This window comes from Leucothrix mucor DSM 2157 (assembly GCF_000419525.1).
Taxonomy (GTDB): domain Bacteria; phylum Pseudomonadota; class Gammaproteobacteria; order Thiotrichales; family Thiotrichaceae; genus Leucothrix; species Leucothrix mucor.
The window spans coordinates 1967988-1983157 of the sequence record NZ_ATTE01000001.1; the positions used below are offsets into that span (position 1 = coordinate 1967988).

General features: G+C 46.8%; 12 protein-coding genes. 8 read left to right on the plus strand and 4 right to left on the minus strand.

Annotated elements, in window-relative coordinates; translation table 11 throughout:
- Positions 1-9 precede the first annotated feature (9 nt).
- From thrC to rpoS, 3 genes are all read right to left on the minus strand, one after another.
- Positions 10-1485: a threonine synthase gene (gene thrC / locus LEUMU_RS0108745; RefSeq protein ID WP_022951911.1), complete on the minus strand. Its 1476-nt coding sequence runs from the start codon at positions 1483-1485 to the stop codon at positions 10-12.
- Positions 1486-1518: 33 nt separating this feature from the next.
- A complete protein-coding gene (locus tag LEUMU_RS0108750) occupies positions 1519-2829 on the minus strand; it encodes a homoserine dehydrogenase (RefSeq protein ID WP_022951912.1) in 1311 nt (436 codons plus the stop codon).
- A 137-nt stretch (positions 2830-2966) separates the two neighbouring features.
- Positions 2967-3899 (minus strand): RNA polymerase sigma factor RpoS, encoded by a 933-nt coding sequence (gene rpoS / locus LEUMU_RS25255; RefSeq protein WP_022951913.1) that lies wholly within the window; start codon positions 3897-3899, stop codon positions 2967-2969.
- A 243-nt stretch (positions 3900-4142) separates the two neighbouring features.
- On the opposite strand from rpoS, the gene ypfJ reads away from it, so the two are divergent.
- The 8 genes from ypfJ (at position 4143) to pdxA (ending at position 14731) form a co-directional block, all read left to right on the plus strand.
- Positions 4143-5003: a KPN_02809 family neutral zinc metallopeptidase gene (gene ypfJ, locus LEUMU_RS0108760; protein WP_022951914.1), complete on the plus strand. Its 861-nt coding sequence runs from the start codon at positions 4143-4145 to the stop codon at positions 5001-5003.
- A 758-nt stretch (positions 5004-5761) separates the two neighbouring features.
- A complete protein-coding gene (locus LEUMU_RS0108775) occupies positions 5762-6622 on the plus strand; it encodes a 5-bromo-4-chloroindolyl phosphate hydrolysis family protein (protein WP_022951917.1) in 861 nt (286 codons plus the stop codon).
- Between the two features lie 54 nt (positions 6623-6676).
- The gene (locus LEUMU_RS0108780; RefSeq protein ID WP_022951918.1) at positions 6677-7876 is read left to right on the plus strand and encodes a toxic anion resistance protein; all 1200 of its coding nucleotides are present in this window, start codon (positions 6677-6679) and stop codon (positions 7874-7876) included.
- A gap of 11 nt (positions 7877-7887) precedes the next feature.
- Positions 7888-8985 carry an SPFH domain-containing protein gene (locus tag LEUMU_RS0108785; RefSeq protein ID WP_022951919.1) on the plus strand — a complete coding sequence of 366 codons (1098 nt, stop codon included), beginning with the start codon at positions 7888-7890 and terminating at the stop codon, positions 8983-8985.
- 14 nt (positions 8986-8999) lie between these two features.
- Positions 9000-10145, plus strand: a complete 1146-nt coding sequence (locus LEUMU_RS25260) for a TFIIB-type zinc ribbon-containing protein (RefSeq protein WP_022951920.1) — start codon at positions 9000-9002, stop codon at positions 10143-10145.
- Positions 10146-10297: 152 nt separating this feature from the next.
- Positions 10298-12466: an LPS-assembly protein LptD gene (locus LEUMU_RS0108795; RefSeq protein ID WP_157474292.1), complete on the plus strand. Its 2169-nt coding sequence runs from the start codon at positions 10298-10300 to the stop codon at positions 12464-12466.
- Entirely contained in the window at positions 12453-13733 is a 1281-nt protein-coding gene (locus LEUMU_RS0108800) for a peptidylprolyl isomerase (RefSeq protein WP_022951922.1), read from the plus strand. The genes LEUMU_RS0108795 and LEUMU_RS0108800 overlap by 14 nt, the downstream gene beginning before the upstream one ends.
- Positions 13733-14731, plus strand: coding sequence for a 4-hydroxythreonine-4-phosphate dehydrogenase PdxA (gene pdxA / locus LEUMU_RS0108805; RefSeq protein ID WP_022951923.1), 999 nt, complete (start codon positions 13733-13735; stop codon positions 14729-14731). Before LEUMU_RS0108800 ends, pdxA begins: the two co-directional genes overlap by 1 nt.
- Here pdxA and LEUMU_RS0108810 read toward each other — a convergent pair.
- Complete coding sequence (locus tag LEUMU_RS0108810) at positions 14709-15161, minus strand: DUF4149 domain-containing protein (protein WP_022951924.1); 453 nt, start codon at positions 15159-15161, stop codon at positions 14709-14711. The genes pdxA and LEUMU_RS0108810 overlap by 23 nt on opposite strands.
- Positions 15162-15170: the final 9 nt, after the last annotated feature.

Genomic DNA, 15170 nt, shown 5'->3' on the forward strand with positions numbered 1-15170 from the left:
TAAGCGACCTCAGAGGAATGACAAAATAGTCTTTTCGATATCGTCTTTATCGATCAGCGTTTTCTGGGCAATCGGCTTATCAAACAAGGCTTCAATCTGAGCCGGAATCTGAATATTCGCTTTGGCCGAAATATTCTTCAACGCATCCAAATCGCCACTACCAGACTCTGTACCAATCGCTTCTGCAATAGTCATTGAGAACTTAGTCCACTCAGCAGTAGAGGTTACAATTGTCTTCAGAGGCTTGTCACGGCAGTTATCATAGACCTTGAGGCAGGTCGCGGTGTGTGGGTCCATTAAATAGCCATCTTCAAAACAACGCTTTACGTAGCCTACTGTTTCCTCATCATCACAATGATCTGCCGCAAAAATCGCCTTTAGCTCAGCATGCTCAGAGGGGGATAGCTCATAGAAGCGCTCGGTATCCAGCTGATACATCAACTCTCTGGTACGCTCAGCACCAAATAAATCAAACAGAATACGTTCAACATTGGAGGCTTTCAGAATATCCATTGCCGGTGCCACAGTAGGAATTACTGAAGCGCCACGGAAATCATAATGACCATCCTGAATCAAACCAGTCAGCACTTTATTGTTGTTAGTTGAAATCAAAATCTTCTCAACCGGCAAGCCCATCTGCATGGCATAGTAAGCACCCAATGCATTACCAAAATTACCACTAGGAACAGCAATATAGATCTTCTCACCTAAAGTGATTTCTTCGCGACGGACCAGTTCCAGATAAGCCGAGATATGGTAAATAATCTGGAAAATAATGCGCCCGAAGTTAACCGAGTTAGCTGCTGATAAGTGAATCTTTTTCTCACTCAGTGTTTGCTTGAAACTCTGCGAACCTAGCAACTGCTTCAATGCGCTTTGAGCATCATCAAAGTCACCGTGAATACCAATAACTCTCAGGTTATCAGCATCTTCAGTGATCATTTGAAGACGCTGCACATCCGAAGTTCCGCCTTCAGGATACATGCAGGCTACACGAACCCGCTCACGGTTCTTAAAGGTTTCTAATGCCGCAGGCCCGGTGTCTCCACTGGTCGCAGCCAGAATCAGATAATCCTCATCACGATACTTCGCTAACGCAGAAAGCAATACACCAAACGGCTGTAAAGCCATGTCTTTAAAGGCGCGGGTTGGGCCGTGATACAGCTCACTTACAAATAAATCGTCACGCACTTTAACCAAAGGCGTTGGATCATTCGGGTCATCAAACTGATCATAAGAGCTCAACGCTTCATCAATCACTCGCTCGGCAATATCAATCTCGAAGGCCTGAAGCAGCGCTTTGGCTAACTGCTTGTAGCTGGAGTTCAGATGCGCTTTTAAAAAGGCTTCACCTAAATCTGGCAGCGTTTCTGGTGCATAAATCCCGCCATAGGAAGCAATCGGGCCAAGAATGGCTTCTGAAAAATTAACATTAACCGGGTGCTGTGGCTGCGAATCATTACCACGGGTTTCTATAAACTTCATAAGGTGTCCTGATATTCGATTGACGACGTAGATTTAACCAAGGTTTTCAACACGGATGCGAGTCACTTTGCCCGTCACCACATCCAAAGCCTCAATTTTAGCAATGGCTTGATTCATATCCCCTTCATTCACGACTTTAGTCAGCAGGATAATATCCGCTTTACCATTCGTCTTGCTGGTCTCTTTCTGAATGAATGCTTCGATACTAATATTATCATCGCCCAGAATACGCGTGATATTCGCCAGCACACCCGCCTCATCCCGCGCACTTAAACGCAGGTAAAATGCCGTATCAACCGCATCCATTGCAAGCACAGGGTGATCTGATAAAGAGTCCGGCTGGAATGCCAGATGAGGAACACGATTTTCCGGATCAGAAGTCAGCACGCGTGCAATATCGATGATATCTGCAACAACCGCAGACGCTGTAGGCTCGCCACCAGCACCAGCACCGTAATACATGGTTGGGCCAACTGCATCGCCTTTCACTAATACTGCATTCATCACGCCATTTACATTAGCGATCAAACGATCTTTAGGAATCAGTGTTGGGTGAACGCGTTGTTCAATACCACGCTCAGTTCGACGGGCAATACCCAAATGCTTAATGCCATAGCCAAGCTCATCGGCATAGCCCACATCTTCACTCGAAATATCGCTAATCCCTTCCATATAAGTCTTTTCAAACTGCAATGGAATACCGAAGGCGATTGAAGAAAGAATAGTCAGTTTATGGCCGGCATCAATGCCTTCCACATCAAAGGTAGGGTCTGACTCTGCATAGCCCAGCGCCTGTGCTTCGGCTAATACATCTTCAAAATCACGTCCCTTATCCCGCATTTCGCTAAGAATAAAGTTACCTGTTCCATTAATAATACCGGCTAACCAATTGATTTTGTTAGCGGACAAACCTTCACGCAGAGATTTGATAATTGGAATTCCACCGGCAACTGCGGCCTCAAAAGCAACAATAACGCCTTTTTCACGGGCTTTTTCGAAGATTTCATTACCATGTACTGCGATCAGCGCTTTGTTGGCTGTCACAACATGTTTACCATTTTCAATGGCTTGCAGCACTAAGCTCTTAGCTGGCTCATCACCGCCATACAGCTCAACCACGACTTCAATGTCAGGATCATTGACCACATCGAAAGGGTCACGGGTGATACGACTGCCAGATAGACCTAAGCCTTCCGGCAACTCAGTCTTGGACGTTGAAACATAGTCAATAATAATGCCACGCCCTGCCCGACGAGCAATTTCTTCTGCATTACGTTTTAAGACAGTTGCTGTTCCACTGCCTACCGTGCCCAAACCTAAAAGACCAACTTTTACCGGAGTCATTTACTCTACCTGTCAACACAAAATCGGAAGCAAACAATCAGCCTTAACTCTACTGAATCAACGGCTAATTGCTGCTAAAAAAAATTGCGCCAAGTATAATGTAACGGCACCAAATAGGCTACGCCTAAGCTGGCTTGTCAGGAACTCTGCAAAAATAACTCACGCGAACCGCCTTCCTGCTCCAAAATTCGCTTCAAACGCTTCAAGGCATTCATCTGAATTTGCCGCACTCGCTCTCGAGTAATCTCCATCGCCGCACTGACTTCTTCCAAGGTTGCATAGTCGTGACCATGTAAACCGAAGCGACGCACGATGACCTCCTGCTGCTTTGCATCTAACTGGCTCAACCAAATATCAATCGCTTTAGCAATATCAGACTCCATCGCAACCTGATCTGGTCCTCGTACCGTTTCAGCCGCAATAAAATCCATCACCGACGACTCACCACCGCTACCAACCTTATAATCTAAAGAGGTCGTTGATTCAGTATGACGTAGCAGGCCATGCACTTCTGACTCCGGCTTATCCAAGCCCTTGGCGATATCGCTGACACTCGGCTCAGCGCCATAGCGCTGCGTAAGCTCGGCGCGTTTACGTAAACAACAATTCAGGGCTTTATTAACATGGATGGGTAAGCGGATGGTACGGGACTGATTCATGAGTCCGCGTTCGATACTCTGGCGTATCCACCAGATCGCGTAGGTTGAGAAACGAAACCCTTTCTCTGGGTCAAACTTTTCAACGGCGTGGATCAAGCCTAAGTTACCTTCTTCAACCAGATCAAGCAGACCTAGCCCACGATTCAGGTAGCGTCGTGATATTTTTACAACCAATCGCAAGTTTGACGTGATCATTCGCTTGCGAGCGGCCTCTTCTCCTTTTTGCACCAATCGTCCGTAATAAACTTCCTCCTCGGCGCTTAATAACGGACTTGATTCGATCTCCCTTAGGTAGATGTGAATGGCTTCCTGAGACTGCTTTCCTCCAATTCCTGATCGTAAACCAATACTGGATGGGGATCTGGCAGACTCTGATGAGGGTGTATTTCCTTGTACTCCAATCGCACTCATACTGATTCTCTCTCACATTATGGTAGTTTTTTTCGGATATTTATCCTTATCGTTATTTCTCATTATTATTTTATTATGGCCTAACAATGCCAGATAAGTTCAAAAGTATATCTACCTAAATCTAGTCAGACGCCAGCGTTACAGAAGTACTGATGAGCGGTAACATTCAGCGGTAAGGTTTTGTAATGCATCAATTACTGTGTATCATTATCTTTTATATTATAAGTAATGCAGGGTTGGGATATGCGCTGGAAAGGACGTAAACAAAGTACCAATATTGAAGATCGCCGTGGCGGTAGTAGCGGAGGATTTCGACGACCTTCTGGCGGCGTCAAGGTAGGCGGCGTAGGCTTCATTATTATGTTGTTAGTATTTCTGTTTACCGGCCAAGGTCAGGGGTTGCTTGATATGGTCGGTGGCGACATGACTCAAAGCAGCGCATCACCGCAAAGCACCGGTGGCGGCATCAACGATGAAGGTAGAGAGTTTATTGCCGTCGTTGTGAAAGATACTGAAGATGTTTGGAATCCTATATTCCAGCAAGCTGGCGCGCGTTACCGTGAACCTACTGTTGTGTTGTTTAATGACCGGGTCAGTTCTGCCTGCGGTATGACCTCCTCTGCAACCGGCCCTTTCTACTGCCCCGGCGATGAACAGATTTATTTAGACCTTAGCTTCTTCAGTGAATTAAGCAAAATGGGGGTTGTTGGTGACTTCGCTCAAGCTTATGTCGTCGCGCACGAAGTTGGCCATCATGTACAAAAAGTACAGGGTATCTCTGATGAGGTTGTCAAACTTCAGCGCCAAAGCAGTAAAATTCAGGCGAACAAACTATCCGTCCTGCTAGAGCTACAAGCCGATTGCTACGCAGGCATCTGGGCCAGACGTCAGGCCAACTACAATCTATTAGATGATGGTGACTTGGAAGAAGCCATGAATGCCGCTGGTAGCATTGGTGATGACCGGATGCAAAAGCGCGCGGGTCAGTGGGTTAACCCGGATGGATTTACTCATGGCTCTTCGGCGCAGCGTATGGAATGGCTGAAAAAGGGAATGCTAAGCGGTAATCCAAGCGACTGTGACACTTTCGCCGCGCTTCGCTAAGCTTAAACGCAGGATATGAAACAGGGCTAACTGAATATTCCGTTCAGTTAGCCCTTAATTTTGTTTAAAAACTAGCAAAATGAGCCATGCGATTCAAATTTAGGGGAATTTAACGGAGCCGCTAAGTGATTGTTTGTATTGTAAATACACATTAAATCGCAGTAACTTACCGCTTATCTGAATAACATTAAGGTTGGATTCAGCCAAATCCGCTTAATCTACACATGTCTTCAGGAGGAACTGCTTTTCTCGGGGTTTGTGGTAGCAGTTCGACTTGAACATGTGTTTGATATAAAAATTATATCTTTTAGCTGTTAATGACACTCAACAGCCTAGCACAAACCATGAACATGTTGAAGACAATCAAGTAAGCGCTTGAATCGACCAATGATTGGGGAGTCGGTTTGCTGGTAGCAAAGACTTGAAGGCGGTCGGAAATTTACGGGGGTATAGTTCTGACACTCAACGCTCTTAGAGCATTGTTAAGTTGCCTGTTACGTTTATAGGCGAGCTGGAAACAGCTCGTCTTTTTTATTGCCTTAATTTCCTTAAAAACCTCGCAAACCTTCAAAAAATCAATGATCTGAACCTCTTTCACTTGATAAGCACTTACATAGGGCATATATAATACCCGTGTATTTACGAGGAAAGTCACATGCCAAAAACCATGCAACGCTTGATCGGCTTTGTTCTATTGTCAGCCACTTTAGGACTGGTATCCTTGCAAGCACTCATTCAAGTCTTTTAGAGGTTGCTTAATGTCTAGCGCGAAACGCTACTCCCCCGGTAAGAACAATGACCCAGTGGGCCAGATCAGGCTGGGGCTCAAAGGAATTTTACTGTATCTAATGCCAATGCCGGTGTTACTGGCAGCGGTTATCTCCCTTGTTAAAGGTAACTTTTGGGCAACCATTATCAATGGCGGTGCTTTTGCAGCCTTTATGTTGGCAGCAGTAATTGCCAGACATGGCTTCAAAGTCGAGTATCAATACAACATTAAGAAACTCGCACTGGCCCCCCGCACACCTTACAAAACTGTTGCCGCACTACTACTGTCTAGTACGACTGGCGCAACCGCTTGGTTAGCCGCTGACTACAACTTATTTAGTAGTATCCTAATTGGTGGTGCCACCCTGCTCGCGTTTTATCTGTGTTATGGCTTAGACCCACGCCGCGACAAAACGGGTAGTATTGGTCTGGGAGTGTCCGCTGAGGAAGTGTTTGAAGCACTGGAAGCGGCGAATATCAAAATTGATGCGATCGAAAAAGCACGCACTGATATTAATAATGCTAAGTTCGACCAACACTTAGATCGTATTATTAGCAAAGCACGTAATATCATTACTGTGATCGAATCCGATCCAAATGACTTGCCACGTGCCCGTAAATTCCTGAAGGTGTACCTTGAAGGAACGCAACGTGTGACCGAAAGCTATGTAAAAACACATCGCAATGAAGCCACCACCGTAGAATTAGATACGAACTTTGCCAATGTACTGAACTCTATTGAAAGCACTTTTGACGAACAACACGAAAAACTAAAAAAACAAGATCGCTTTGATCTTGATGTCAATATTGAAGTTTTGGAAACCCAGCTTAAGCGCGAAGGAATCATTTAAACCTTCACTATTCAACAGCATTGCCTACATTACTAAGATTTTAAAGGAACAAACATGTCTGATACGCCAGCGAACACGGTTCAAACTGCCACTGCCACCACAGCCCCTTCTGTAGCGGTTATTCCCGGAACAGAGATTGTTCCTGCTAAACCCATTAGCCAGGAAGTTGTTGCCTACTCTCAGGTTGATCCCAGCGAAAAAACAGAGCTTGATGACATCATTGGTGAAATCGATACGCAAGACCGCTCAAGCATCATTTTCTTTGGTAGCAAAGCTCAGGAGCAAATGAGCAGCATTTCTGAGAACATGCTGGAAGGCGTACGTAATAAAGACTTGGGCGGCGCAAGTGCATCGCTAAATGACATGGTTGTAGCCATCAAAGGCTTCGATGTTGATGAGTTGAATCCTAATCGTAAGTTAGGCTTCTTTGCCCGCCTGTTCGGTAAGGCCAAGCCCGTTGCTGAGTTCCTCAGTAAGTACGATGATGTTCGCAAGCAGATCAACTCAATCACCGATCACATGGAGTCGCACAAGACTCAACTGTTAACTGATGTGATTTCTTTGGATAAGCTCTACGACGCCAACCTCGATTACTTCCATAAGCTGGAACTGTATATCGCAGCAGGTGAAGAAAAACTTCGCATGATGAACGATGTTGAAATTCCAGCGATGGAACAAGAAGCCGTCGCGGATGCGGAAAACATGCTGGCAGCACAAGCCCTTCGCGATATGCGTAGCGCACGCGATGACTTAGATCGTCGTGTACACGATTTACGCCTGACTCGTCAGGTTGCGATGCAGAGCTTGCCAAGCATTCGTTTAGTACAAGAAAACGACAAAACACTGATCAACAAAATTAACTCAACACTGATCAACACCGTTCCATTATGGAAAAACCAGTTAGCGCAGGCCGTAACTATTTTCCGCATGAGCGATGCTGCTGAAACCGTTAAGCGCGCTTCTGACCTGACCAATGATTTGTTGGAGTCCAACGCAACTAACCTACGTACGGCTAATACCGAAGTGCGTAAGCAAATGGAGCGTGGTGTATTTGATATCGAATCAGTCCGTAAAGCGAACCAAGAGCTGATTGGAACGATCAACGACAGTCTGCAAATCGCTGAAGAAGGCCGTACCAAGCGTACCGAAGCGGCAACTGAGCTCCAGCACCTTGAAAGTGAACTGCGTAATGCGTTGATGGCGGCTAAAGTCCGTAAAGAAGAAATTGACGCAGCACCAAGCAAACAGGCTTAAGGAATACCGTCATGGGATTATGGGATAAAATATTTGGCGAGTTTATCGATGTCATTGAATGGACCGATAACTCCAGCGATACCATGGTGTATCGCTTTGAACGCCACAATAATGAGATTAAATACGGCGCTAAGCTGACTGTTCGTGAGTCGCAAGTCGCTGTATTTGTGAACGAAGGCGAGATTGCCGATGTACTCGGCCCTGGCATGTATGAGTTAGAAACTCAGAACCTGCCGGTGCTATCGACCTTACAGCATTGGGATCACGCTTTTCAGAGCCCGTTTAAAGCCGAAGTGTATTTCTTCAATATGCGCCAGTTTACAGATCTGAAATGGGGTACTAAAAACCCGATTATGATGCGCGATGCAGAGTTCGATATGGTGCGCTTGCGTACCTTTGGAACCTACACCATTCGCATTAATAATCCTGAGACCTTCATCAAAGAGATCGTTGGGACTGATGGTCACTTTACGGTTGATGAGATCAGCGACCAACTGCGTAATCTGATTACCTCACGCTATGCGACCATCCTTGGCAAGTTAAAAGTACCTGTATTGGACTTGGCGTCGAACTATGATCAGTTAAGCACCTTTATTACTGAGCGTATTGCGCCGGAGTTTAATCAGTACGGATTAGAGCTGACTAAGGTTCTAGTAGAGAATATCTCATTGCCGCCAGAAGTTGAGAAGGCACTGGATAAACGTACCAGCATGGGCATGATTGGCGATTTGGATAAGTACCTGAAATACGGTGCCGCGCAATCTATGGAATCCGGCAACTCATCCACAGCCTCTTCGGCGATGGAAATGGGTATTGGATTGGCTATGGCGCAAAGCATGACCGGGCAACAAGCGCCTGCGAATGCTGCGAGCACTTCAGCGCCACCACCACTTCCGACTCAGCAGACCTGGCATGTGGCACTTAACGGCACCCCGGCAGGTCCTTTTGATAAAGCACAGATCATTGACTTCATCGGAAAAGGTCAACTTAAAGCAGAGACTTTGGTTTGGGCGAATGGAATGGCTAACTGGGAAACAGCAGGTACCACAGAGTATTTTGAAGGGCTGTTAAAAGCTGGCCAGAATACGCCACCACCGATGCCTAAGTAATACGCTGAACAATCATGGATATTAAGCAATCGCATTTTCCGTGCGAACGTTGCGGTGCGGACCTCGTTTACTCCCCTGAAAGCCAGTCATTGCTGTGTAATCATTGCGGGTTTAAAAACGAGGTTCCGGTCGTACTTGAGCCCATTAAGGAATACGACTTGCAAGAAGCGCTGCGTAATCTGGAGCGCTTAAGAGATAGTGGACAGTCCCAACAGGTGGGCGTGATCAAATGCCCATCCTGTGCGGCGCAGTTTAAACTAGATGATAATGAACATGCTGGCGACTGCCCATTTTGTGGTACGCCAGTTATCACCGGTACAGAACAAGCGAGACCCATTCTCCCGCGCTCATTACTGCCTTTTGCCATCGGCCATGATCAAGCCATACAAATTTTTGAAAAGTGGATGAAAACCCGTTGGTTTGCGCCCTCCTCGCTCAATTCCAGCGCTAAGCGCAATGACAAGCTGACCGGCGTCTACCTACCTTACTGGACATACGACAGCGATACTCAAACCCAGTACCAAGGCCAGCGTGGAACGGTTTATTACGAGCGCCAAATGGTGACAGTCGTCGTGAATGGCAAAAATACCCGACAAGAGCGTATGGTGCCTCGTATTCGCTGGTCACCGGCTTCTGGTCGAGTGGCACGGCATTTCGATGATGTGTTGATTGGTGCCAGCAAGACCTTGCCACGTACCATTATTGATAACCTAGCACCTTGGGATTTAAGCAAGCTCGTACCCTATTCTGAGGCTTATCTCAGTGGTTTTCGCAGTGAGATCTATCAGATTACTGTCGATGAAGGGTTTATGCGGGCGCAACAAGTGATGGATTACACCATCCGCCAAGATATTCGCCGTGATATCGGTGGTGATCAACAACGTATCAACCACCTGTCAACCGAGCATGATCACACCAGCTATAAACACCTGTTGTTACCAATCTGGTCAGCCGCATTTCAGTACCGCAATAAAACCTATCGCTATGTGATTAATGGCCGTACCGGAAAGATTCATGGCGAGCGCCCATACAGCATCGTTAAGATCGCTGGTGCTGTTGCATTGGCAGCAACTTTGGCGGGCGGCGGACTGTATGTCGTCGATCAAAATGGTGGCTTTGATAATATCAATACTGGCTACGCACCCACTTACCAATACTAAAAACGGATAGCCTACCTGCCACATTTTGGCACGAACACCGCTAAGACACTTTGTTTTAATCAGTGCGAAAGGATCGACAATATTGTTATTGTGGGTGGGCTTTGCTATCGTCATGCATTCTTTTAAGACGTACCTCTAAGCCGGTGGATAGATTGAATAAAAAATACCTCTGGATCATTCTCGGCTGCAGCTCGTCGATGGCTGCTCATGCTGAAACAATAGCTCCTATCTGTGCACCTATTCCAACGGGAAATCAGGCGACTGCGGTAACCCAATCCCCAGCAACCGATGCAGTTTACCTGGAAGCTGACGATGGCGTAATCAGCCGGCAAGGCACTTCTGAGCTGAGCGGCAATGTCGTTATTCAACGCAATCAGCAAAGCCTGAATGCAGATAAAGCCACTTACGATCGCAATACCTCACAAGTTCAGGCAACCGGCAATGTAAAGCTAAGCGGCGGCCAAAATGACTTTTTAAGTGACTCCGTCAGTTACAACTTGCAGAAGCAGGAAGGCGAAATCCGCAATGCGGAATACCAGATGCGCGGCTCGCACACCAATGGTCGCAGTGAACTGATTAAACAAAAAGGCCCAGACCAACTGGAGCTTCAAAAGGCAACTTACACAACTTGCCCCGCACCAGATCCAAGCTGGCACATTGCATCCGGCAATATCACACTGAACAACGCCACCCAGCAAGGAACCGCTAAAAACGTTACTTTGCGTATCGGCGACGTCCCTATATTTTACTTTCCATGGCTAAGCTTCTCGTTAAACAACGAGCGAAAGTCGGGATTTTTATCGCCTCGTGCAGGTGTTAGTGATAGCTCGGGCTATGAGCTTTCAATCCCCTATTACTTCAATCTTGCGCCTAATTACGATGCGTTGGTCACCACTGAATACCTATCAGACCGAGGGTTTAAGTTAAATAATCAATTTCGCTTCATGTCTAAAAACAGCAAAGGCGTTATCGAATATGACTTTCTCCCCAGTGATAACGACTTTGATGACAAGTGGCGGGACTATTTCAATATTGACTACGAGCTCAACTTAGCCAAAAACCGGAAGATCACCCTGCAAGCAGAAGGCGTTTCGGATGACGATTATTTTGATGACCTTGGTGGATCACTTTCCTCTTCAAGCACCTCTGCATTGGAGCGTGAGCTAAAGTACACTCGTGAAGGCACAAATTGGGATTTCAGTATTTCAGCCTTGGATTACCAGGTACTGGATGACTCGTCCTACCAGCCTTATGCCAAATTGCCAGAAATAAAATTCAATTATAACTCGCCGCACAAATACAATAAGATCGATTTTTCAGTGGACTCTGAAGCCACTTATTTTGAAAGCTCTGATGGCCCGACTGGTTTGCGGATGGATATTGGCTTTAATGCCTCAAAGCGCTTCGGCAATGAAGCCTGGTACGTTAAACCTTCCGCCAGCTACCGTGTAACTCAGTACTCTCTGGAAGACAATGATGCCGATAGCAATCCGAGTCGCGCACTACCGACCTTCACGCTGGACAGTGGCTTAGTCTTCGACCGAACCCTAGCCAACGGCATGACCCAAACCCTTGAGCCACGCTTCTACTACACTTATACACCGTATGACGACCAGAGTGATATTCCGGTCTTTGATAGCTCCTTAACTGACTTTGCCACCAGCTCACGACTATTCCAATCAAACCGCTTTACCGGTAAAGACAGGATTGGCGATGCTAACCAATTGACTCTGGGATTAACCTCTCGTCTGCAAAGCAAAACAACAGGTCGTGAGTTAGTAAAAGCAAGCATTGGCCAAGTGTTTTACTTTGATGACCGTAAAGTCACTTTAGAGGATGGAGACTCTGCGGAGACGGACAATAATTCAGAGTTCGCCTTAGAATTAGATGCTAGAATGACTGATAAAATCAGCGTCTCGACCACTTCATTTTGGGACCCGGCAGACAACCAATGGTCATCCAATGAGTTCCGGATGAATTATCTGGATAAAGAACAACGTATTTTCAATGTGGGCTATCAACGCTTGCAAGATGAACTGGAGGAGCTTGACTTGTCCTTCTCCTATCCAGTAAGTCAAAAATGGTCCTTCATTGGTCGTGCAGACCATGACCTATATAACAATAGAAGCCTTGAGCTGTTAGCGGGCATTGAATATAAGGATTGTTGCTGGGGGTCACGTGTTGTGGCCAGACGCTACCTGACATCAGATAACAGCAGCTATGACAATGCACTGTTTTTTGAAGTGGAACTCAAAGGCCTTGGAAGTATCGGCAGCAGTGCCAGCAGCATGCTTCAGGAAAAAATTTATGGATATGAATAATACAGCTATGGGAAAACACACATTATCTGGGCCGGCCAAATGGCTGGCAGGTATCGCTCTGACCGTTAGCCTGTCTGCACAAGCGGCCGATGTTAACTTGGATCAAATCGCTGTTGTTGTGAATCAGGACGTTATTCTGATGAGCGATGTGCGACAAGCGATGCGCCGTATGCAAGTCTCAGAAGGCAAGAACAGCAAAACGGATACCTTGGCTCAGCGCGCAATGGATGGCCTGATTCTTGATAGCTTACAGCTGCAAGCAGCCAAGCGTGCCGGTATTAAGCTGGATGATACAAATATCGATGAAGCCGTTGCCAGTGTTGCCCAGCGCAACCGTTTAAGTGTTGATGGCTTTAAGAAGGTACTGCAACGCGAAGGTATCGACTTTAATGGCTTCCGTGACAACCTTAGCAATCAATTATTGATTAATGAGCTTAAGCGTCAACAGTCCAGCCGCAGTAATCAAATCAGCGAGCAGGAAATTAGTGATCTGATTGCCTCAGAGTCTGAGCAAATCACTAAAGGTAAGTCGTACCGCATTCAGGACTTGCTGATCCCTACGCCAGCTAATATCAATGTCGCAAGCTTTAATGCGGCGCGTCGTAATGCCGATCAGCTGCGTAAAATGGCGATTACTAGCAAAGACTTTATGAAAACCAGCTTTGCGAATAATCAAGCAACTGATCTAGGCTGGAAATCATCCGATCAACTTTCGTTTGCTTACCTTAAAGAACTCACTGACCTGGAAGTTGGACAAGTTTCTGACGTGGTGCACGATGCTCGTGGTTTTCACGTGTTGAAAATTGTTGAGCAACGCGGCGGCTCTGAAGTTAAAGCCAGCCAAGTTCGGGTTCGCCATATTTTGATTGCAGACACTGCACCAGATGCTCAAGCGAAAGCAGAATCCATTCGCCAGCAACTGCAGCAAGGTGGTGACTTTGCCACGTTAGCTAAAGTTAACTCTGCCGATACTGGCAGTGCGAAAAACGGTGGTGACTTAGGTTGGAGTGACTCCAAGCGCTATGTTGCATCGTTCGCTAAAGCGGTTGAAACACTGCCGCTTAACACACTAAGCCCGCTAGTAAGAACCCAGTTCGGTTATCACATTATCGAAGTTATGGAGCGCAATGAGATTGATGCCAGTCGTCAGGCGCTAGAAACTCAGGCCCGCAAAATCATCCTGAGCAAGAAGCAGGAACAGGATTACGATGCGTGGGTACAAGGCTTACGCAATGATGCCTTTATTGAATATCGGCAGAAACCTTAATGGCTACGCCTCGTCTCGCGGTTACTTGTGGTGAGCCTTCTGGCATAGGCATTGACCTGCTGATTCAGATTTCTCAGCAGGCTCAGGTTGCGCAATGCGTAGTCATTGCTGACCCGAATGTCATTCAGGCACGTGCTGCCATGCTGGGCCTGAGTATCGTGCTCAAGCCTTATGATGCACTCACTGAGCGACTCCCATCGCAAGCTGGGGAGATGACCGTGCTTGCCGTGCCCTGTGAGGCCCCAGTGACTGCAGGCGAGCTTAATGTGCAGAATGCAGCCTATGTACTTAAAACGCTGGATATTGCGACTCACGGCTGCGTGAGCGGCGAATTTGACGCAATGGTGACTGCACCGCTGCACAAAGGCATTATCAATGATGCTGGTGTACCCTTTAGCGGCCATACCGAGTACTTAGCTGACTTAACTCAGGCAGTATTGCCGGTGATGATGTTGGCGGCTGGTGATTTTCGGGTTGCACTGGCCACCACTCACCTGCCACTCAAAGATGTAAGCGATGCCATCACTGCCGAATCATTGGCCCAAGTCATTCGTATTTTACAGCATGATTTGCAAGAGAAGTTCGCCATCGCCAAGCCCCGGATTTATATCTGCGGCTTAAACCCACATGCGGGTGAAGGCGGTCACTTGGGTATGGAAGAAATCAATACGATTACGCCCACCATTGAAGCCTTAAAAGCGGAAGGGATGGATTTAGTCGGGCCACTACCGGCTGATACCTTATTCACGCCAAAGTATCTGGATAATGCCGATGCGGTATTGGCGATGTTTCATGACCAAGGTTTGCCGGTATTGAAATATGCAGGGTTTGGTCGAGCGGTGAATATTACGCTTGGACTACCCATTATCCGTACTTCTGTGGACCATGGGACCGCTTTGGATCTAGCCGGCACCGGACAAGCCGATGCAGGCAGTTTGAATGCCGCATTACACACGGCGATCGAAGTGGTTGAGCTTAGAAAGCGCGGCCAACCGTAGCAATTAAAATCACCGCAATACCAATTGCGGTGTTAATTCCCACCATCATACGAATCTGATTCAGTGCTTTATCACCTTCTGGCCATTGCTGCGCCTCAACACTGCGGCATAAACGCTTGTAAGGTGCGAAGAACACATGCGCAAAAATCAGCATCATCACTAAGCCCAGCCCAAGCATAATATGCACGTAAATCGGTGCATGAGCACCTAGCTTACCTAGCATCAACATTCCGGTTAAAAACACTAACGCCACACAGCCCCAAACCCATGGGAAAAAGCGCGAGAACACACCGCGCCATAAAGTCAAACGCTGAGGCGGTTCAAGCACAGTGGCGGCGATAGGCCGTAATACTTGATAGGCAAAAAACATCCCACCGACCCAAACCACGACGGATAGAATATGTAACGCGAGTGAGATCGAAACTAACATATAGCGATT